Genomic DNA, 18,447 nt, shown 5'->3' with positions numbered 1-18,447 from the left:
GCATAGCCGTACCCGTCTTTTCGTGGTAGGGTTTGTCATCGGTTTTCTTTTGTACGCCGTATGGGGGTTTTGAAACTCTCCCTAATGAACTGGTGTACATCCGATAGTTTGTAGTAGAGTTTTCCGCTGATGGTGTAATACGGTAGCTTGCCCGTGGAGCGGTATCGTTGCAGGGAACGGTGGCTGATTTTCAGCATGAGGAGCAGGTCTTGGTTGTCCAGTAATTCCTCGCCGTCTATACTGTGCCGTTCTTTCTTGATGTTTAGGACGTACTCTTTTAAAATATCGAAACGCTCCATTATACGTTCCATCCATGCGATAAATTCCATTCTGTCGATGTTCATAACAAATACTTTTAATGATTTCTAACACCACAAAATTGGAGCGATTGGCGCAGGCTGTCTTCCGATACGTGTCTATCAAAAAGGCACTTTTTTCATTTTTTTACAATTCATGCAAAGTGCTGTTTTTAGGGGTTTTTCGCACTTTTGGTCAATCGGTAGGCATCCAAATCAATGGATTTGCCGATAGACACATATAGGCAAACGGGCAAAAAAAGGACAGCACCGATTGATGCTGTCCTTTTTGATGGAAAGAGAAGACAAAAATTATAGGTTGTCTTCCCTGTCCATATATTCCTCTAAGCTGTATTTGAGTTGGTCTAAAAACAACGTCCGTGAGCCTGCACGGGTTTTCATCCGGTGGAAGCTGTTATGGATGTCGTTCAGTGATATACGGAACAGGATTTGGAAAACCATGCTGATTTTGCGGATGCCTATTTTCCCGTGCGAAATGGCATCGCAGGCGTAGAGTGCATAAATCAATTCGATAAGGGCATTTTTGGTCTGTGTCCAAAAGAAGTCTTTTGTTTCCTCTTGTTGTAGCAGTACATCGGGGTTTTGTTCGGGGCTTAGCTTTGTGGTCAGATAGTTATAAATTAATTCGTTAGCTATGATTTTCGCCACCTTATAATCAAAGTAGGTTGAAAATTTGGGGTCGATTTCAAATACAAAGCTGTTCAGCCCGTCATAATAATTGATGTTTCCCAACGTGAAATAATGCCCGTCACGGTCGGTTCTGCCGGAACGGTAATACCTGTAAAATTCGGAATTGCAGATATGCTCTTGGTATTCCTGTTTTAAGTCACGCAGTTGCAGAGCGAAATAGTTTTGGTGCAGGTTTCCGTTATCCACGGGGCAAGCCGTCTCAATCCGGTACACCTTATTGTAATAGATAAGTTTTCCGAGGATGTTCGGCTTTACCTGTTTGAAAAAATGGATTTCCTCATCCTTACTGGAAAAGCCCTCTTTTATCACGTCATCTTTGACACTACATAATAACTCTTGGAGGTAAACCGTCATCTTATATGCCTCGTCAATGAAACTGGATGTTTCGGCTGACAGCTTTCTTTCTTGCTTTTGTATTTCAGCCACAATATTGTTCAAAGGATGTCTCATGGCTAAGGTTTTAAAATTGAACACTATCACTATCTATGCACAAATATTGTCCTTAACAATGGGTTTCTTTCATGAGACAGGTCGAAGTAGGGTAAGTTTTTTTTTTGCAGAAAGCATGGAAATTTTCGATGAAAACGCATTGTCATCTTTTCAATTTGTTTACCTTTGTCGAAATTTGAAGCTGTTTAGGTTTAGGTTGATTTACCTTTTCCACGAATATATCAGATTGGTACGGACTGTCTTTAAGTTGATTTAATCGCCTTAAATCTTCCAAAAAAGAGTTCGAGTTCTGTACCAGTGGGTTCACAGAAAAAGCCTTCTACCATTCGTAGAGGGCTTTTTTGTCTACATCAGGTTAGAATTTTTACGTCATAAAATGTACTGCTTTGCTGTCCATATTTACTGCTAACTGTTAAGGTTACTAACTCAGTTGTATTTACTGCGTTCATAGTTCCACCGTAATCGCCGATCCACCCAGGTTTTTCAACGCCTGCTGTACGGAGTCTATCATTGGCTCCGGGCCGCAGATATAGAAATTTTGGTTGAAATCATGGATCTTATCCTTTAAATAGGCCTCGTCAATACGGCCATGGTCATAACCGGCGGTATTGTCATCCGTGATTGTGTTGATGAAATTTCTACCCAACATGTCAGTGAACTCGTCCTTCAATATAATATCCGCTTCGGTTTTGTTCGAACAAAGTAATTTATTCGCACCGATCATTCCGTCCTGATACAGCTGCCGGAAAATAGCGATGAATGGCGTAACTCCAGCCCCGCCGGCAATAAAAGTTCCTTCCCCTTTGTATTGGATGGCGCCCCACACGTCATGCAGAATCAGCTCATCCCCCGGTTTCAATAATCCCAGCTGATGCGTGACTTCTTTATGCTCATCATATATCTTGATCGTAAATTCGAGGAAATCCCACGCATTGAGCGAGGTGAAGGTAAACGGGTTCCGCTTGTCCAGCCAGCCTTCCTTATTGATGGTTACCTCGGTAGCCTGTCCGGGAATAAAGGTGTAACCAACGGGTTTTTCCACCCGGAACCGCTTTACATTGTGGGTGTAGGGTTCAACCGACAAGATTTTGACAATATGTTTTTCTTCCATGTCTTTATAGTAAAATTATACCTCTTGATTAAATATTCCTTCATATTTCCGCGGCACAAATGGCTTAACAGATCTGTCATAGAGCTTTTCCAGGCGCTGTAAAAACCAAAAATCGCCAGATAGCTGGAACCACCCCCCGAAACCCATGGAGGCATATACGAAAGCAATGATCAGAAAAAAGGCAGTTCCCAATGTTGCATAACAAGCAGTGACGATCGTAAACAAATATACACTTTCTGAAGAAAAAGATTTCTGCTGATAGCCTGTATATCCTCATACTAACGGCCATAACAACGGTGTCACGGGACGAATACATGCCGGTGTTTTCGCAGCACATAAACCGTCGTTTTCCAATTATTTGTGTAGTTTTAAGCAATGGTTGAGATAACCATGCTTTTTCGGATAGAATAAGCAATTAGCACATGGGACAAATCCTCGCCATCAATGGAAGTGCAAGTCAAAATTCTTCCAATCGGAAGCTCATCGACATTTTTGTCAGCCTGACAAATGGTTTTTTCGACGTTACCGTTTTTGATAACCTGAAAGCGCTTCCCCATTTTGAACCGGAACGGGCACTTGACGATACGCCCAAAGCGGTTTTGGACTTCAGGGAATTGATTGAAAAGGCGGAAGGCATTCTGATTTGCACCCCGGAATATGTGTTCAGCATTCCCAGCGGACTGAAAAATGCCATGGAATGGTGCGTCTCCACCACCGTATTTTCAGGCAAGCCAACCGGGCTGATTACCGCTTCGGCAAATGGGGAAAAAGGACATGCGGAGCTGCAGTTGATCATGCAGACGCTGATGGCGGTATTTATACGGGAAACAACGCTGCTTATCAAAGGGATCAAAGAAAAAATAAATGATCAAAATACGATCGTAGACCGCAAAATAGAAGATAGTTTGACGGTGTTTATCGATGCATTCCGGAACCTGACGGTATCGAGAAGCCGCTAAACAAAAGCATCTCGCAAACAGGTTGATCTAATAGAGGAGAGATAATTGAGATCAACATCGAATGAATGTGTTAGCGTTTGTTGTTATCTAAATACCTATGTTAGGCTATAGATAAATTCTTCTATTTCTACCCGTCTTGCATTTGCAAACCCTTTGTCGAAGCCGATCCTGACAAATCCACATTTTTCTAAAACCTTTTGTGAACCATAATTGTCGAATGCAACCCGTCCGAAAATGGGTCGGATAGTTTCAATAGAAAGAAAGTCTCTTAGTGCCGTTGTTGCGATACCCTTTCCCCAATATGTTTTGTCAATCCAATAAGTAATTTCAGCTTCGCCGTTCCTTTCAAATTTTGCAATGCTGCCTACAGTGTTTTCGTCAGCCAGAATGGTCTGTTGATTGACCGTCGGGTCACTGAGTAGTTTAGTGAATTTTTCAAAATAAGCTTGCTTATCGGTGGGATCTTCTGAGGTGAAAGCAGCTAAATAGTTTGCGTCATCGTCAAGTTGAAAGAGGAAGAGATCTTCCAAATCTGTAATTTCCGTCGGTCGCAGCGTTATTTCATTGCCTTTTATCATTACGTTGTTTATTTCCTTAAAATTTTTTCCATCGCCCTGCCTTTCGCCAATTCGTCGATCAACTTGTCTAAATAACGAATTTCCCGCATCAATTTGTCTTCAATATCTTCCACGCGATAACCGCAAATGACACCCGTAATTTTCGAAGCATTTGGATTGATTTGTGGAGCCTTTCCGAAAAAATCTTCAAAATTAGTTTTATTATCAAGATGGTGCTGCAGCGTTTGTTCGTTATATCCTGTGAGCCAAAATATAATTTCGTCAACTTCGGCTTTGGTTCGGCCTTTCTTTTCTGCTTTTGCGATATAGTCTGGATAGACACCTGCAAAAGACATTTTACGCACTCTTTCGTAATTTTTACTATTCATTTCAATGATTTTTGATTTTCAGAATTATCTTTCTGCTTTTTCTACACAATAAGAAATAACAATGCCGTTCAGCATTTTCTGTCTTACCGTTACTGCAAAATTAAAATCTGAAAAAGAGAATCTGTTCATACTTTAGTACCAAAATAATTTTTTTGCCGTATTTCTGCCGGAACTATCTGTACCCGATGGTAAAATGATCGAAACAGACAAATTTGATGATTCAATTTTGTTGTTTAGAATTATCTAAAAACTTTGCCTTTTTCGCTGGGGCGTTTTTTCAATAAAAGCAACAGTCCTTATAGTCCGCCAAACGGCTGACATCGGATTGCTATGTCTCGGAGACCACAAGCAAAGAAAATGACGGTAATTGTTACCCGAGTATTATCACTTGTATAAATGCGCGAGTATGGCAAACGGACGTAAGTTTTAATCCACAGTCCCGCATTCTTAAAAAAAATCAACAAAAATTTTTTGCAACCAAATGGTTGTGCTTGTGGTTGTACAACCATTTGGTTGTATTATGATAGAAAGGCGAGACGTTTATCAAGCTATTGCAGATCCTACTAGGAGAATGATCATTCAGAAGTTGTCGGGTGGGCCCTTAAATATTGGTCAAATCGTAGAAGATTCGGGAATCACGAGACAGGGAATTGCTAAGCATCTCAAAGTTCTATATGAATGCGGAATGATTTCTTTTACTCAAAAAGGCCGGGAACAATTTTGTGAGGCTCGGCTGGAACAACTAGATGAAGTAGTTGATTGGGTGAACGCATCCCGTAAGCTATGGGGCCAGCGTTTTAAGAAATTGGACAATTTTTTGGCTGAAACAAAAAAGCAATAAATATGAGATCACAAGACAAAGAACTTTTAATCACCTACTTGTTTGATGCCCCGATCGGGGTAGTTTTTGAAGCGTGGACTGACCCTGAAAAGCTCAAGCGTTGGTATGCTCCGGATGGATGCACCATCGAATACAAATTTATTGAAGTCAAAAAAGGGGGGCACTTCCATTCCTGCATTCATGACCCGCTGCATGGTGATTGTTGGATTATCGGTACTTATTTGGAAATATTGCAACCTAAAAAGCTGGTTTTCACCTCTCAGCTTTCGAACGAAAGTGGTGATGTGACAGACGCATTAACAGCAGGAAAGTCGGCAGAATGGCCTGTCGAAATCCTTACCACGGTGACTTTTGAATCAATAGGAAATCAAACAGAAGCAACGATTCATCAAACTGTTTCCGAAGAGGAAGCGAAGAAAACAGGTGCTTATCAAAGCTGGATTAAGATGTTTAACAAACTCAATCAACAGTTAACTGCCGAGATATGAAAAAGGGGGGTACAGCGGACAGTTTCCTTATGGCATGCCTGAAACCCGGCGGGTTAAACGATCTGGCTGATGGTACGGGCAATCTGTTCGATGGTATGCCAAACAATCACTTCGGGCGATCCGGTCGAAAAGATCCGCTTTTCGTGCAACACCCCCCTGTAAAAAACGACATAAAACATAGTGCCGACAGGTTTTTCCGGTGTTTCACTGCCTCCCGGTTTGGTCAGGCCGGTCACCGAGACGAAAAGATCCGCCCGGATGACATTTGCGAGCTGCAAGGCCATCTCCCGCGTAACTTCTATGGATTCCGGTGTGAATTTGTCGATCAATTCAGCGGGGACAGCGAGTATGTCCTCTTTCAGGCAGGCGTCATAGCAGATGAGTCCCCCTTTTAAAACGGTTCCCGCATATTCAGTCTGCGAAAATGCATACGCAAGTTGTCCCGCCGTGGCACTTTCGGCAAAGCAGATCGTCAGCTGTTTCTCAGCCAATCGCCGTGCACACTCTTCAACAGCTAGCTTTGGATATGGCATTCGTTGTGCTTTTGAGTACGGGCTGTTGCAAACCTAAGCGGCCCCGATACGTGGGGACGCTTAGGTGATTGTGCATTATTTGTTGGATCATTTATGCTGCTTGTCCGGTATTGGATTCCTTCATGGCAATATCCGTGAGTAGGTTATCCGTCTCCTTTTCCTCAGCAAGTGTTGCGCCGAGCAGTTCTGCAGCTTCCCGGTGCTCCATGAGTTTAGCATAAGTAACCAGGCAACCATAACTGGCAATCTCGTAGTGTTCCACTTTTTGGGCCGCGGCAATCAGCGCGGCATCCAGGAGATTCGTTTGGTCTTCAAAGCTGTCGATGATTTCTTCTGCTTCTTCTAGCAAGCCTTCCATCGCCTTGCATTTTTTTCCACGGGCAGACAGCCCGATGGATTGAAAGACCTGTTTTAGCCGTTCGATCTGACCTTCGGTTTGCGCATAGTGGTTTTCAAAAGCTTGGGTCAGCGAGTCACTGATGGCGGCGGAAGCCATTTTTTTCAAGCCCTTCAATAATTGGCGCTCTGCTCCGAGAATGTCACGCAGCTCATCCACAAACAATTCATGCAGGTGTCCGTTGGGCATGTTTTGCGATTTTTCCGTTTTGTTTGCCATAGTTTTTTCAATTAAAAAGTAAACAGTTCATGCCGGATATTTTGTTCCGGGTGTCGAGATGACCAACAACGGCAGGTGAAGAATGTTTGTGACATATTTTTTTTAATAGTTGTTTTTTTCCACCGGTAGTTCCAGGGAAAAGGTAGTCCCTTCACCGGATGTACTTTTAAAACGGAGTGTTCCTCCCAGCGCTTCGGCTAAGCCTCTGCACAGCAGTAACCCCAATCCCACGCCCTTTTCATTCCGTGTGCCGGTTTTAGGATCGGTATGGAGGGTAAATATCGTGGCTTGCACTTCTTCGGGTATACCCAGGCCGTTATCTGCCACGGCGACAACAATAGCATTCGCTGTTGCCGCTGCCGTCACACGGACGAAACCATTGGGCGCGGTAAACTTCAGGGCGTTGTTTACCAAATTACGGATAACAATCTGGAGTACGTATCGATCGGTACTGACCACCACATCTTCGCCTGGCAACTCCAGTTTCACTCCTTTGGTTTGGGCAGTTTCAAACTCAATTTCCAGGGCATCGCGGATACAGGTGCGTATATTCACCGGTTCGGATTTTACGGTGATCCCCTTAATCTGCTGCTGGGCCCACGTCAACAGGTTGGTCAGCATTGCCGATGTCCCCGCCAACTGCTTTTTCAATTCCTGCTCGATATATTGACGTTTATCCGGTTCCAGCGCCGTCTCGAACAACAGGTTCATATAGTTGTACACATTTCCCACCGGAACACGTAAATCGTGTGCGATAATGGAAAACAGCCGGTCTTTTTCTGCATTCAGGCGTTCAAGCTCTTCTTTCTGCACGCTGATTTCGAGGTTTTGCTGGCGTATCGATTCCGAGCGGTCCGCAGCCGACTTTCGCTCAAATTCATAATTGGTGATGATATAGGAAGTGCCGTAGTACAATACCGAAGCTAGGATAATGTATTGGAACCAATGATCCCATAGGCGGTCCGTCAGTTTTTCATATTCAAACGATACCCAGTTTGGATGCCGGTATTGTACATACAACAGCCCGCCCATTAGGCAGATATTGATCGCACACCACATCATTTTGGACCGTTTGCTGGATGAAATGATGATCATCAGGAATAGCGCGATCAAAAAACTGAGCAAATTGGGGCCGTTTATTCCTCCAGCGAATAAGAAAATAAGTGCAAAAAAAATATTGATAGCCACACCGAACATCCCAATTGCCAATTCTACCCGCTTCGCGACACGGGATAACACAAAGAAAATTATGAGTAAGGCGATGGCAACGAACAAGATGTAAAGAGCTTCGTACTGGTGAAGGGAATAATTGATAGGGGCGGAAATCAACAACCCTATCATCCCAAAAATGCAAATCGAATGGAATATCCTGCCCTGCAATGAGAATTCATTCGGGGATCCCTTGAGTTTCGCCCACAGGTAGGACGGTCTGTAATGCCTAGCCATTAGGGATGGTAGAATATGTTTAAATTTCCGGTTAAGATAGCCTTTTATCGAATGAGTTGCAACACCTCGAACACATTGCATTATATAAGCAGGTACCGGTCAACTGATGGGGGGATAAACGTTCGTTTTCGCGATGGATTTTTTGTAATTTAGCTATCGACGGATGTGAGACGTCAGGGTAAACCCGGTAAAGTACGGGCAGTCAGTATATCCCCGTTATTGGACGCAATCCGGAACCCTATAGAAGCATGAATGAAGAAATATTGCGGAATATAGCCGCTATCCAGGAACGTATAAATAATGCCTGTATAACGAACAACAGGGATCCCAACGAAGTGAAATTGCTGTTGGCTACCAAAACCGTTCCAGCCGAGCGCATTAAGCTTGCATTACAGGCGGGGCAAACCTTGATTGCGGAAAACAAAGTGCAGGAGCTCAGAGAAAAATACGAGGCATTGAAAGAGGTTCCACATACCAATCATTTCATAGGGCATTTGCAAACCAACAAAGTCAAGGACATTCTGAAATACAATGTAGCCTGTATTCAGTCACTCGACCGGCTGGAGCTGGCGGAAAAATTACACCAACGATTACAGTTTGAAAATAAAACAATAGAAGTCTTGATACAGGTAAATACGTCGTATGAAGAAAGTAAATTCGGAGTGAATCCCGATCGTGCTAGTGAATTGGTAGCACAGGTTTCGCAGTTAAATACATTGAAAATAAAAGGGTTAATGACGATTGGTCTGTTTAGTGCTGAGGCGGAAAAAGTCCGTAGATGTTTCCGGTTGCTCAAAACAATCCAGCAACAAATCATTGCACAGAAAATCCCCGATGTAGCGATGGAAGAGTTGTCAATGGGCATGAGCGGCGATTTGGAAACCGCCATAGCAGAGGGGGCCACTATCGTCAGGGTAGGTACTGCTATCTTCGGACAACGCATTTATCCGGATAGTTATTATTGGAATGAAACCCATTCACGGTAAAAGTTTAAATTGCAAAAAATATTCTTTATATGATAACACGAAAACTCGCACTTCTTCTTATCGTTGCTTTTATCTCTTGCAAAAAAGATGAACCCCGGCCCGTATTCAGGATCGATGGGTTGACCACAGAAAACTATCCGAAGGTAGATGGATCCACATCTACACAACCGCTGCATTATTTAGTGGCAGCAGAATTATTGGGAGGGCGATACACCTGGCAGCAACAACTTTATTTAGATGGCACATGGGCCATCCTTCCGAATTTTGACGATATTCCAAGAGAGTTTTTCGTTGAGCGCATAAAAACCTCCCAAACCCACAACTCCATCATTAACTTGATCGATAAAGAGGCGGATCTTATCTTTTCTGCCCGGAAGATGTCCGACGATGAAAAGGCCCATGCTGCTAAGGCCGGAGTTACCATTATTGAAACGCCTATTGCGCTTGATGCGTTTATCTTCATTGCCAATCCCCCAAATCCGGTCAGCTCGTTGACAACCAAACAGATCCAGGACATCTACATGGGGAATGTCACAAACTGGCAGGAGGTAGGTGGAGAAAATGAGGCTATTATACCGTTCGTAAGGAATCGGAATTCGGGCAGCCAGGAGCTGATGGAATCACTGGTGATGAATGGGTTGGACATGCCTAAATGGGAGGAGGAAATGCTGGGCTCCATGATGTTGGTATTCAATAGGGTCCGGTTTGAACCGAACAGCTTATGTTATACGGTGTATTACTATAAAGAGCAAATTGTCCGTGACCGCACGCTCGTAAAGACTTTAGCAGTAGACGGTGTAACTCCAACTGAAAAAACGATCTCCAACGGCAGTTATCCGCTTGTGGCTGAAGTGTATGCGTGTATCCGGAGCGATCTGGATCCGGATGCCATGGCACACAAACTTTATAAATACCTGCAAACGGAGGAGGGGAAAAAGTTAATTGCATTGAGTGGCTATATTCCCATCTGATTCTTGAACCGTGCAACCCGATTGCAAAGTTAATTTGGATGGACCATTTTTGTGATATCTTTCGGTTGCTTTTGAATGGATTGATTACTTTTGCAGCGTTGTGAAAACGATACGGTTCATATTTGGCTCTGTATTACTGGTATTAGCCATGCTGCCCTGTGCGGATAGCTATGCTAAAACCGCGGTTCATACCCATGAATCGAACGGTTCACATGCACACGAAAACCAACGTGCGACCGGAGACCTTTGCAGCCCCTTCTGCACATGCGGTTGCTGCAGCACCCCCGTTGTTATCAAGTTTTCATGGCATTACGGTGCGATCGGTCCGGCTCCATTGTCCGAGTGGCAGTACCCTATTTACCGTTTTACCTTTACCCCTTCATTTATCCATAACATCTGGCAACCGCCCAAGATTAATGCATAACAACTGATTTTCCAGATCCGGGGAGTCCTGCTCTGTATCTTCGATACGGGTGTAGGTAAGCTGCCTGTGATCGGCTTTTTTCCCGTTGCAGATGGGAAACGAACAGATTAAGTGGTTTGCATTAATCAAAACAAACGTGTTCGATTCAATTATAAAATTCAGCATAAAAAATAAGGCCATTGTTGGCCTGATGACCCTGTTACTTATTGTATGGGGTGTTTGGAGTGCCTCGAAACTACCCATTGACGCGGTACCGGACATCACCAACAATCAGGTACAGATCATCACGGTCTGCCCGACCTTGGCGGGACAGGAAGTGGAGCAATTGGTAACATTCCCTATTGAGCTCGCCATCGCCAATGTGCCGGGTATCGAAGAGACGCGGAGTATCTCCCGTTTCGGGCTTTCCGTGATCACCGCTATATTCAATGAAGGCGTGGACATTTATTTTGCTCGGCAGCTCATCAACGAACGGCTGCAGGGGGCTGCAGAGCAGATCCCTGCCGGGATCGGAACGCCTGAACTCGCTCCGGTAAGTACCGGCTTGGGTGAAGTTTACCAGTATATCCTTCACCCCAAACCGGGCAGCGAGGGTAAGTACGACGCCAAGGAACTGCGCACGATGCAGGACTGGATTGTGCGCCGGCAGCTCAGCGGCACACCGGGAGTGGCTGAGATTAACAGCTTCGGTGGCGAACTCAAACAGTATGAAGTGGCCATCAATCCCAACCGCTTGCGGGCGATGGGTGTATCGGTCACCGATCTCTTCAATGCCCTTGAGACGAACAACCAGAATACCGGCGGGGCCTATATCGACAAGAAGCCCAATGCCTATTTCATCCGGGGTATCGGCTTGGTGACCTCGCTGGATGATGTCAGGAAAATCGCGGTGAGGAACATTCCGGGGAGTGTTCCTGTATTCGTCCGGGATGTGGCGGAGGTACGCTTCGGCAGTGCGGTACGCTACGGCGCACTGACCTACAACGGCGAAGTGGATGCGGTGGGCGGTGTGGTGATGATGCTCAAGGGCGAAAACAGCAATGAGGTGGTCAAGCGGGTGAAGGAAAAAATCCCTATCATCCAGCAATCCCTGCCCGATGATGTGGTGATCGAACCCTATTTGGACCGCACCGAACTGGTGAGCAGGGCCATCCGTACGGTGGAAAAAAACCTGATCGAAGGCGCACTGATCGTGATCTTTGTGCTGGTGCTTTTCCTGGGTAACCTGCGGGCGGGCCTTATTGTGGCGTCCGCCATCCCGTTGTCCATGCTTTTCGCACTTGGCATGATGCGGGTATTCGGGGTGAGCGCGAACCTGATGAGCCTCGGGGCGATCGACTTCGGGCTGATCGTGGACGGGGCGGTCATCGTTGTAGAGGCGACGCTGCATCATCTGGGCCTACGCAAATCGACCAAAAGGCTTACGCAAGCGGAGATGGATGAGGAGGTCCATGTATCGGCCTCCAAGATCCGGACCAGTGCGGCATTTGGGGAGATCATCATCCTGATCGTGTATATCCCGATCCTCACGCTAGTCGGCGTGGAAGGCAAGATGTTCACCCCGATGGCCCAAACCGTGAGTTTTGCCATCTTCGGGGCGCTCATCCTTTCGATGACCTACATCCCGATGATGTCGGCCCTATTCCTTTCCAAAAAACCGATGAACAAAGCATCCTTTTCTAATCGGGTGATGGCGTGGCTGCAACGTAAGTACCAGCCGCTGCTGCAGAAGGCTATCCGATTGAAATATAGCGTAATCACTATCACCGTGGTTCTGTTTGCCATCAGCCTATGGGTGTTTCGTGGCATGGGCGGAGAGTTCATCCCGCAGTTGCAGGAGGGCGACTTTGCTTTTCACTGCATCCTGCCGCAGGGAAGCTCCCTGGAGCAGAGCATCGAAACCTCCATGCAGGCCTCCCGTATCTTACGGTCGTTTGACGAGGTGAAAATGGTGGTGGGCAAGACTGGCGCCGCTGAGGTGCCTACTGACCCCATGCCCCCCGAGGCGACCGACATGATGGTGATCCTGAAGCCGAAGGATGAATGGAAGACGAAACGCTCGTACGATGAACTGGGCGATGCCATGATGGAGGCACTGGAAGTGATTCCGGGTGTGTTTTTCGAAAAAAACCAACCGATCCAGATGCGGTTTAACGAATTGATGACAGGCATCCGTCAGGATGTAGCCGTCAAGATATTCGGCGAAAATATGGATACCCTCACTGCATATGCCGAGCGGGTAGGCCGGGTCATACAGACGGTCAACGGTGCCACCGCTCCCTCGGTAGAACGGGTAGGCGGACTGCCGCAGATCAACGTGGAATATGACCGTACGAGGCTGGCTGGTTATGGCTTGGATGTGGAAGCGGTCAACGACGTGCTAAGCACCGCCTTTGCAGGCAAGGCCGCGGGTCTGGTTTTTGAAGATGAACGGCGTTTTGACCTGGTGGTGCGGCTGGACAGCGTACACCGTGCGGATATCGACGATGTGAATAACCTGATGGTGTCGACTCCTTCGGGAACGCAGATTCCGCTTTCGCAATTGGCCGATATCCGCTATGAACTCGGCCCGGCCCAAATCAGCCGCGAGCAGGGCCAGCGCCGAATTGTGGTGGGTTTCAACGTATCGGGCAGGGATGTAGAGAGCGTCGTGGAAGAAATCCAATCCAAGCTTGACCAACAAGTCAAGCTGCCTTCCGGCTATTACTTTACCTATGGGGGGCAGTTCGAGAACCTGCGTGAGGCCAGCGGGCGACTGATGGTAGCCGTGCCGGCATCTTTGCTATTGATCTTTATGTTACTCTATTTTACATTCGGATCCTTCAAGCAGGCGATCCTGATCTTCACGGCCATCCCGATGAGCGCGATTGGAGGGGTGTTTGCCCTAGTGCTGCGGGATATGCCCTTCAGTATCAGCGCCGGGATCGGTTTTATTGCGCTGTTCGGCGTGGCAGTGCTCAACGGCATCGTCCTGATCGGCACGTTCAACCAATTGGCGAAGGAAGGGGTCACAGATGTTGTACAGCGGGTGATGGAAGGCACTCAAACCCGCCTGCGGCCGGTGCTGATGACCGCCACGGTAGCCAGCCTGGGTTTCCTGCCAATGGCGATCGGTACCGGTGCGGGAGCCGAGGTGCAGAAACCCCTGGCAACGGTCGTCATTGGTGGCCTGGTAACAGCCACTTTCCTGACACTGTTTGTATTGCCTTTGCTCTATTTGTTATTCAACAGTAAAATACGTATGCACATGAAACCATCCACTGCGATACTTGCTGTTTTTGTCCTGTTTGGACTGGGCGGCACGGCACAGGCGCAGGAACGCATCAACGTAACAGCGGCTGTGGACACCGCCCTGAAAAACAACCGGGGCCTAGCGGTGAACCGCTCGGAGATCGATCAGGCGGGATTTGCCGTCAGGACCGCGGCCGATATCCCCAAGACGGGCATCTTTGCCGAGAACGAAGATTTCAGGCCGTCCGATCAGGTCGGTATCCTCAAGGTGGGCGTATCACAGGACCTTCCCTGGCCGGGGCTGTACGCGGCACGCAGGGCGTATTTCCGCGAGCAATTCAAATACCACGAGCTGAATACGGCTGCGCTCAACGCGGCGATCACCCGTGATGTCCGTTCGGCCTATTATGAACTTTGGTACCTGCAGGACAAGCTGGCACTGCTTGATCGCCTTGACAGTATCTACACGGCCACGTATGAGGCAACCCGCCTCCGGGTGGAAACCGGCGATGCGCCGGGCCTCGACAGGATTGCCGCGGAAGCAAAAATGAAGGAACTCCGGGCAATGAAGGAACAGAATGCCAAGGATATACAGGTGCAACAGCAGCAGCTAATGATGCTTTTGGATGTCAACAGGTGGCTGCTTCCCGTGGCCGAACAGCTGGAGAAGCTACCGGTATCGGCAAAGGGCATGGATGCTTCCCATCCACTGATAGCGCTCCAGGAACAGAACGTCAACATTGCTTCGGCAGATGTCAGGGTGCAGAAACAGCGCATGATGCCCGACTTTTCAGGCCGGTTTTTCTCCCAGCGGCTATGGGGAGTCAAGGATCCCTTTACCGGTTTTTCGGTGACGGCAGCCTTTCCCATTTTCGGCGCAGGTGCCTACCGGAACAGGATACGCGAAGCCGATGCGGGGATGAAAGCCGCGGAAGCACAGCTTTCCTATGAGGTCCAACAGCTGGAAACCCAACGGAACACTGTGGTAGCCGAAATCCAGCGAAGCGAGTCCATGGTCCGATTTTACGAAACGACCGGCCTTGCGCAGGCGGATGAAATTATCGCTGCCGCCACCCTGAGCTACAATGCGGGGGAAATCGGCTTCGCCGAACTCAGCCAGTTTATCAGCCAGGCGGTGGGCATCCGCAACAGCTATCTGGATGCACTTAACCAGTATAACCAATCGGTTATCCGGTACAACTATTTGAATAACAATTAATATAAAGATAAGAAGATAATGAAACGGATTATTTTAGCAGGAGTAGCCTTGGCAGGCTTGCTGTTTTTTCTTGCCTGCGGGGGTGGTCATTCAGCGGATGATGGGGATGGCCACGGTGCATCCGGGGAACATGGCGAAGAGGGCCACGAGGAAGGTGGGGCAACGATCGCGGTGCTCAATGCGGAGCAGCTCAAGGCAGTCGGCGTACAGATCGGAGCGATCGAGCGCCGGAAGATCGATGCTTCCATCACAGTGGTAGGGAGGCTCGAAGTACCCAATTTCAGCAAAGCCAACGCCACCTCGCTCTATGGGGGGGGCATCCAGCGCCTGTTGGTACAGGTGGGCAGTGTGGTCAAAAAGGGGCAGGTGATCGCAACAATCGCCGACCCGAAGTTCGTCCAGCTTCAGGAAGAATACCTGACCCTGGAAAGCCGGATCACCTTTGCCTCGCAGGAGCAGAAACGGCAGCAGGAACTGAACGCGGGAAATGCAGGTGCACTACGGAATCTTCAGAATGCCGAGGCGGAGCTCAATGCATTACAGACCCGACGGGCATCCCTGAAACAGCAACTGCAACTGATGGGACTCGATCCCGCCGGTCTGAACAAGGGCAACCTGCAGGCATCTCTTCCGGTAAAAAGTCCCATTGAAGGCACGGTAAGCAACGTATTTGCCAAGGTGGGCAGTTATGTGGATGTTTCCTCGCCCGTAGCGGAGATCGTTAACAATGCCGATATCCATGCGGATTTGAATGTGTTTGAAAAAGATCTTCCATCTGTCAGGATTGGGCAGACTGTAAATTTTTCGTTGACCAATAACCCCGGTCGCCTCTATGAGGCGGAGGTGTTCAGCATCGGAGCTGCTTTCGAGGGTGAGGGAAAATCCGTACCGGTGCATTGTACCATCAAAGGCGACAAGACTGGTTTGATTGACGGTATGGACATCAATGGCCAGATCCGTCATGAAGATGTGGCGACCTTGGCCGTACCGAATGACGCCATTGTGGAGGCAGACGGTAACTATTACATCTTCGTCGTTACGGATAAAGAACCGGAAGAAGATGGGAATGTGCGCAGCCACGGGGATGAAGAGGAAGGCAGCATAAATTTCGAAAGGATAGCGGTGGCCAAAGGGGAAACCAGCCTGGGTTATACGGCCATCACACCGGTCATGGAATTACCCGCTGGGACAAAAATTGCAGTGAAGGGAGCCTTTTTCATCAATGCCAAACTGAACAATACGGACGGACATAATCATTAAAGATCGGGCTGCATCCAGAATCATGTGCAGGGGTTTGCCGGAATCAACAATTTCGGCAAAACCTCTTTCTGCATTGTTGTGTGGTAACCTTTTGTTTTACAACGGCCTGAACATTATATAGGTGTCCACAAAACCAAGCTCTTTGTGTCTAAATCCTTTTGGGGTTTTGCCGATTATTTCAAACCCTAATTTTTTCCAAAGGCTTACGGCGGCCTCGTTTGTACTCACTACAATGTTGAATTGGATTCCAAGAAATCTTTTTTCTTTGGCAAAAGAGATGGAATGCTCGCAAAGCAGTTTGCCCGTTCCCCGGCCATGATATTTCGGGTTTACCATGTAACTGCAATTGGCTATGTGGCTGCCTAAATCAATCTGATTGGGTTTAATGATGTAAGTTCCCACTATTTAGAGGACCTTTCGGCAGTGAAGATTGTGGGTGAACGTTATACCACCGGCTATCCCACAACGAAGTAGAAAAAACAAATTGTTTGTGTAATTTAGGCATATTAAAAAATCACATAAGTGACTGACAGTTCGATTTTCTTAATATGCAACAAAAGTAGAGATATCCGTGTAAATTTGTACGCTGTTCATCACTTTAGACAACAAACACAAGCCGACAGTGAATTATCAGACATATCCGCCCAAAAAAGACCTGAGTTCGGTGATTAAATGCTATTGGACTTTAGAAGTACCTCCCGAATATAGTTCAGAAAGACAGAGAATAATCCCTGATGGCTGTATTGAAATGGCTTTTATTCTCGGAGATGACATCAAACGGTTTACCTCTGAAACGGATTTTATTTTACAACCTCGTTCAATGGTACTCGGACAGACAATGGAACCTTTTTATATTCAGCCAATGGGTTATGTCAATACTTTTGCCGTCCGTTTTTACCCTTATGGTTTTGCAAACTTTATAAGTACGCCAATCAGGAACTTGGTAAACAAAGAAACGCCTATTGCTCAGCTTTTTGGAGAAGTAACCGCAAATGAATTGGAGCAAAGGATCATCAATGCAACGGATATACAACAGCGGATAGGGATAATCGAAACGTTTTTTTTGAACAAACTCAATGAAAAATCTACAATTGACAACATTGTACAATCAACAATGGACACACTCTTTTCAACCGGTGGAAGTGCTACAATCCATTCAATTCTCAAAGAAGACCTATCAAAACGCAGGCAGCTTGAAAGAAAATTTTTAAAGCAAATCGGGATTAGTCCTAAACAGTTGGGCAAAGTTATCCGACTGCAAACCGCTTTAAAGCTGTTGCTGCATAAAAAAGACGAAACTTTAACACGAATTGCTTACCAAAGCGAATATTACGACCAAAACCATTTTATCAAAGACTTCAAAGAATTTACCGGCACGACACCTAAGGAATTTTTGACAGACGCGCAAATGGCTCTATCCTCGCTTTTTTATACAGAAGACTAAGGTGTCGCATTTTTACTATTTCGGAAATTTCAAACATTCTAATTTTATCCCACAACATAAAAAAGTATAAGATTATGGGTAATTTAATTTCAATCGTAGAAATTCCGACGACTGACTTCGCAAGAGCAGTAGGGTTTTACCAAACCATTTTAAAGGTCAGTATCGAAGTAGTTGAGATGGACGGAACGCAAATGGGTGTTTTGCCAGGTGATGACGAAACCGTACATGTCGTTTTAGTAAAAGGCGATGACTACAAACCGACAACCGATGGAGCCGTCGTTTATCTGAATGCAGGAAATGATTTGCAACCCATGCTTGACAAAGTAGAGGAAAATGGCGGACAAATAATCCAACCTAAAACTGAAATTAGCCCTGAAATGGGATGGTTTGCACTTTTTGTTGATACAGAAGGAAATAAATTGGGGCTGCATTCAACTCATTAAAGGTTGCAAAGCAGACTATTGTCGGCAAGCGTTATACCACCGGTGATTCCACAGCCAAGTAAATCAGAAGAT

At 46.6% G+C, this 18,447-nt stretch carries 19 protein-coding genes; 10 read left to right on the top strand and 9 right to left on the bottom strand.

Features of this window, described 5'->3' with window-relative positions:
- Positions 1-35: 35 nt before the first annotated feature.
- From IEX60_RS20530 to IEX60_RS20520, 3 genes are all read right to left on the bottom strand, one after another.
- The gene (locus tag IEX60_RS20530; RefSeq protein ID WP_159638791.1) at positions 36-344 is read right to left on the bottom strand and encodes a helix-turn-helix domain-containing protein; all 309 of its coding nucleotides are present in this window, start codon (positions 342-344) and stop codon (positions 36-38) included.
- Positions 345-608: 264 nt separating this feature from the next.
- A complete protein-coding gene (locus IEX60_RS20525; protein WP_159638790.1) occupies positions 609-1,457 on the bottom strand; it encodes an RteC domain-containing protein in 849 nt (282 codons plus the stop codon).
- A 445-nt stretch (positions 1,458-1,902) separates the two neighbouring features.
- The gene (locus tag IEX60_RS20520) at positions 1,903-2,568 is read right to left on the bottom strand and encodes a ferredoxin reductase domain-containing protein (RefSeq protein WP_188753280.1); all 666 of its coding nucleotides are present in this window, start codon (positions 2,566-2,568) and stop codon (positions 1,903-1,905) included.
- Between the two features lie 422 nt (positions 2,569-2,990).
- Here IEX60_RS20520 and IEX60_RS20515 point away from each other — a divergent pair, with 422 nt between their 5' ends.
- Positions 2,991-3,527 (top strand): NADPH-dependent FMN reductase, encoded by a 537-nt coding sequence (locus IEX60_RS20515; RefSeq protein ID WP_188753279.1) that lies wholly within the window; start codon positions 2,991-2,993, stop codon positions 3,525-3,527.
- A gap of 95 nt (positions 3,528-3,622) precedes the next feature.
- On the opposite strand, the gene IEX60_RS20510 is transcribed toward IEX60_RS20515, so the two are convergent.
- A complete protein-coding gene (locus IEX60_RS20510; RefSeq protein WP_188753278.1) occupies positions 3,623-4,105 on the bottom strand; it encodes a GNAT family N-acetyltransferase in 483 nt (160 codons plus the stop codon).
- Between the two features lie 8 nt (positions 4,106-4,113).
- Positions 4,114-4,473, bottom strand: a complete 360-nt coding sequence (locus IEX60_RS20505) for a DUF2200 domain-containing protein (RefSeq protein WP_188753277.1) — start codon at positions 4,471-4,473, stop codon at positions 4,114-4,116.
- 481 nt (positions 4,474-4,954) lie between these two features.
- On the opposite strand from IEX60_RS20505, the gene IEX60_RS20500 reads away from it, so the two are divergent.
- Both IEX60_RS20500 and IEX60_RS20495 read left to right on the top strand, forming a co-directional pair.
- On the top strand, positions 4,955-5,314 hold the full coding sequence (locus IEX60_RS20500; RefSeq protein ID WP_229717678.1) for an ArsR/SmtB family transcription factor: 360 nt from the start codon (positions 4,955-4,957) through the stop codon (positions 5,312-5,314).
- A gap of 2 nt (positions 5,315-5,316) precedes the next feature.
- Positions 5,317-5,802 (top strand): SRPBCC family protein, encoded by a 486-nt coding sequence (locus IEX60_RS20495; RefSeq protein WP_188753276.1) that lies wholly within the window; start codon positions 5,317-5,319, stop codon positions 5,800-5,802.
- Between the two features lie 53 nt (positions 5,803-5,855).
- Here IEX60_RS20495 and IEX60_RS20490 read toward each other — a convergent pair whose 3' ends face one another.
- The 3 genes from IEX60_RS20490 to IEX60_RS20480 form a co-directional block, all read right to left on the bottom strand.
- Entirely contained in the window at positions 5,856-6,335 is a 480-nt protein-coding gene (locus IEX60_RS20490; protein WP_188753275.1) for a CinA family protein, read from the bottom strand.
- Between the two features lie 91 nt (positions 6,336-6,426).
- Positions 6,427-6,951 (bottom strand): ferritin-like domain-containing protein, encoded by a 525-nt coding sequence (locus IEX60_RS20485; protein WP_229717677.1) that lies wholly within the window; start codon positions 6,949-6,951, stop codon positions 6,427-6,429.
- Between the two features lie 102 nt (positions 6,952-7,053).
- Entirely contained in the window at positions 7,054-8,397 is a 1,344-nt protein-coding gene (locus IEX60_RS20480) for a sensor histidine kinase (RefSeq protein ID WP_188753274.1), read from the bottom strand.
- 248 nt (positions 8,398-8,645) lie between these two features.
- On the opposite strand from IEX60_RS20480, the gene IEX60_RS20475 reads away from it, so the two are divergent.
- From IEX60_RS20475 to IEX60_RS20455, 5 genes are all read left to right on the top strand, one after another.
- The gene (locus IEX60_RS20475) at positions 8,646-9,383 is read left to right on the top strand and encodes a YggS family pyridoxal phosphate-dependent enzyme (RefSeq protein WP_188753273.1); all 738 of its coding nucleotides are present in this window, start codon (positions 8,646-8,648) and stop codon (positions 9,381-9,383) included.
- Positions 9,384-9,412: 29 nt separating this feature from the next.
- The gene (locus IEX60_RS20470) at positions 9,413-10,354 is read left to right on the top strand and encodes a PstS family phosphate ABC transporter substrate-binding protein (protein WP_188753272.1); all 942 of its coding nucleotides are present in this window, start codon (positions 9,413-9,415) and stop codon (positions 10,352-10,354) included.
- Positions 10,355-10,454: 100 nt separating this feature from the next.
- On the top strand, positions 10,455-10,778 hold the full coding sequence (locus IEX60_RS20465) for a DUF6660 family protein (protein ID WP_188753271.1): 324 nt from the start codon (positions 10,455-10,457) through the stop codon (positions 10,776-10,778).
- 136 nt (positions 10,779-10,914) lie between these two features.
- Positions 10,915-15,228, top strand: a complete 4,314-nt coding sequence (locus IEX60_RS20460) for a CusA/CzcA family heavy metal efflux RND transporter (RefSeq protein WP_188753270.1) — start codon at positions 10,915-10,917, stop codon at positions 15,226-15,228.
- 18 nt (positions 15,229-15,246) lie between these two features.
- Positions 15,247-16,488, top strand: coding sequence for an efflux RND transporter periplasmic adaptor subunit (locus IEX60_RS20455; RefSeq protein WP_188753269.1), 1,242 nt, complete (start codon positions 15,247-15,249; stop codon positions 16,486-16,488).
- A 96-nt stretch (positions 16,489-16,584) separates the two neighbouring features.
- Here IEX60_RS20455 and IEX60_RS25205 read toward each other — a convergent pair whose 3' ends face one another.
- On the bottom strand, positions 16,585-16,890 hold the full coding sequence (locus IEX60_RS25205) for a GNAT family N-acetyltransferase (protein WP_353196483.1): 306 nt from the start codon (positions 16,888-16,890) through the stop codon (positions 16,585-16,587).
- A gap of 220 nt (positions 16,891-17,110) precedes the next feature.
- Here IEX60_RS25205 and IEX60_RS20445 point away from each other — a divergent pair, with 220 nt between their 5' ends.
- Together IEX60_RS20445 and IEX60_RS20440 are read left to right on the top strand one after the other, a co-directional pair.
- Positions 17,111-17,932, top strand: coding sequence for an AraC family transcriptional regulator (locus IEX60_RS20445; RefSeq protein WP_188753268.1), 822 nt, complete (start codon positions 17,111-17,113; stop codon positions 17,930-17,932).
- A 74-nt stretch (positions 17,933-18,006) separates the two neighbouring features.
- Positions 18,007-18,375, top strand: a complete 369-nt coding sequence (locus tag IEX60_RS20440) for a VOC family protein (RefSeq protein ID WP_188753267.1) — start codon at positions 18,007-18,009, stop codon at positions 18,373-18,375.
- Positions 18,376-18,447: the final 72 nt, after the last annotated feature.

This window comes from Parapedobacter defluvii, assembly GCF_014642075.1.
Classification (GTDB): Bacteria; Bacteroidota; Bacteroidia; order Sphingobacteriales; family Sphingobacteriaceae; genus Parapedobacter; species Parapedobacter defluvii.
This window is presented reverse-complemented; position numbering and strand designations above follow the sequence as displayed.

What these genes read in the sequence shown, in the direction of transcription:
- IEX60_RS20530 (WP_159638791.1), bottom strand. Translation starts at nt 344, where the DNA reads ATGAACATCGACAGAATGGAATTTATCGCATGGATGGAACGTATAATG.
- IEX60_RS20525 (WP_159638790.1), bottom strand. Translation starts at nt 1,457, where the DNA reads ATGAGACATCCTTTGAACAATATTGTGGCTGAAATACAAAAGCAAGAA.
- IEX60_RS20520 (WP_188753280.1), bottom strand. Translation starts at nt 2,568, where the DNA reads ATGGAAGAAAAACATATTGTCAAAATCTTGTCGGTTGAACCCTACACC.
- IEX60_RS20515 (WP_188753279.1), top strand. Translation starts at nt 2,991, where the DNA reads ATGGGACAAATCCTCGCCATCAATGGAAGTGCAAGTCAAAATTCTTCC.
- IEX60_RS20510 (WP_188753278.1), bottom strand. Translation starts at nt 4,105, where the DNA reads ATGATAAAAGGCAATGAAATAACGCTGCGACCGACGGAAATTACAGAT.
- IEX60_RS20505 (WP_188753277.1), bottom strand. Translation starts at nt 4,473, where the DNA reads ATGAATAGTAAAAATTACGAAAGAGTGCGTAAAATGTCTTTTGCAGGT.
- IEX60_RS20500 (WP_229717678.1), top strand. Translation starts at nt 4,955, where the DNA reads ATGGTTGTGCTTGTGGTTGTACAACCATTTGGTTGTATTATGATAGAA.
- IEX60_RS20495 (WP_188753276.1), top strand. Translation starts at nt 5,317, where the DNA reads ATGAGATCACAAGACAAAGAACTTTTAATCACCTACTTGTTTGATGCC.
- IEX60_RS20490 (WP_188753275.1), bottom strand. Translation starts at nt 6,335, where the DNA reads ATGCCATATCCAAAGCTAGCTGTTGAAGAGTGTGCACGGCGATTGGCT.
- IEX60_RS20485 (WP_229717677.1), bottom strand. Translation starts at nt 6,951, where the DNA reads ATGGCAAACAAAACGGAAAAATCGCAAAACATGCCCAACGGACACCTG.
- IEX60_RS20480 (WP_188753274.1), bottom strand. Translation starts at nt 8,397, where the DNA reads ATGGCTAGGCATTACAGACCGTCCTACCTGTGGGCGAAACTCAAGGGA.
- IEX60_RS20475 (WP_188753273.1), top strand. Translation starts at nt 8,646, where the DNA reads ATGAATGAAGAAATATTGCGGAATATAGCCGCTATCCAGGAACGTATA.
- IEX60_RS20470 (WP_188753272.1), top strand. Translation starts at nt 9,413, where the DNA reads ATGATAACACGAAAACTCGCACTTCTTCTTATCGTTGCTTTTATCTCT.
- IEX60_RS20455 (WP_188753269.1), top strand. Translation starts at nt 15,247, where the DNA reads ATGAAACGGATTATTTTAGCAGGAGTAGCCTTGGCAGGCTTGCTGTTT.
- IEX60_RS20440 (WP_188753267.1), top strand. Translation starts at nt 18,007, where the DNA reads ATGGGTAATTTAATTTCAATCGTAGAAATTCCGACGACTGACTTCGCA.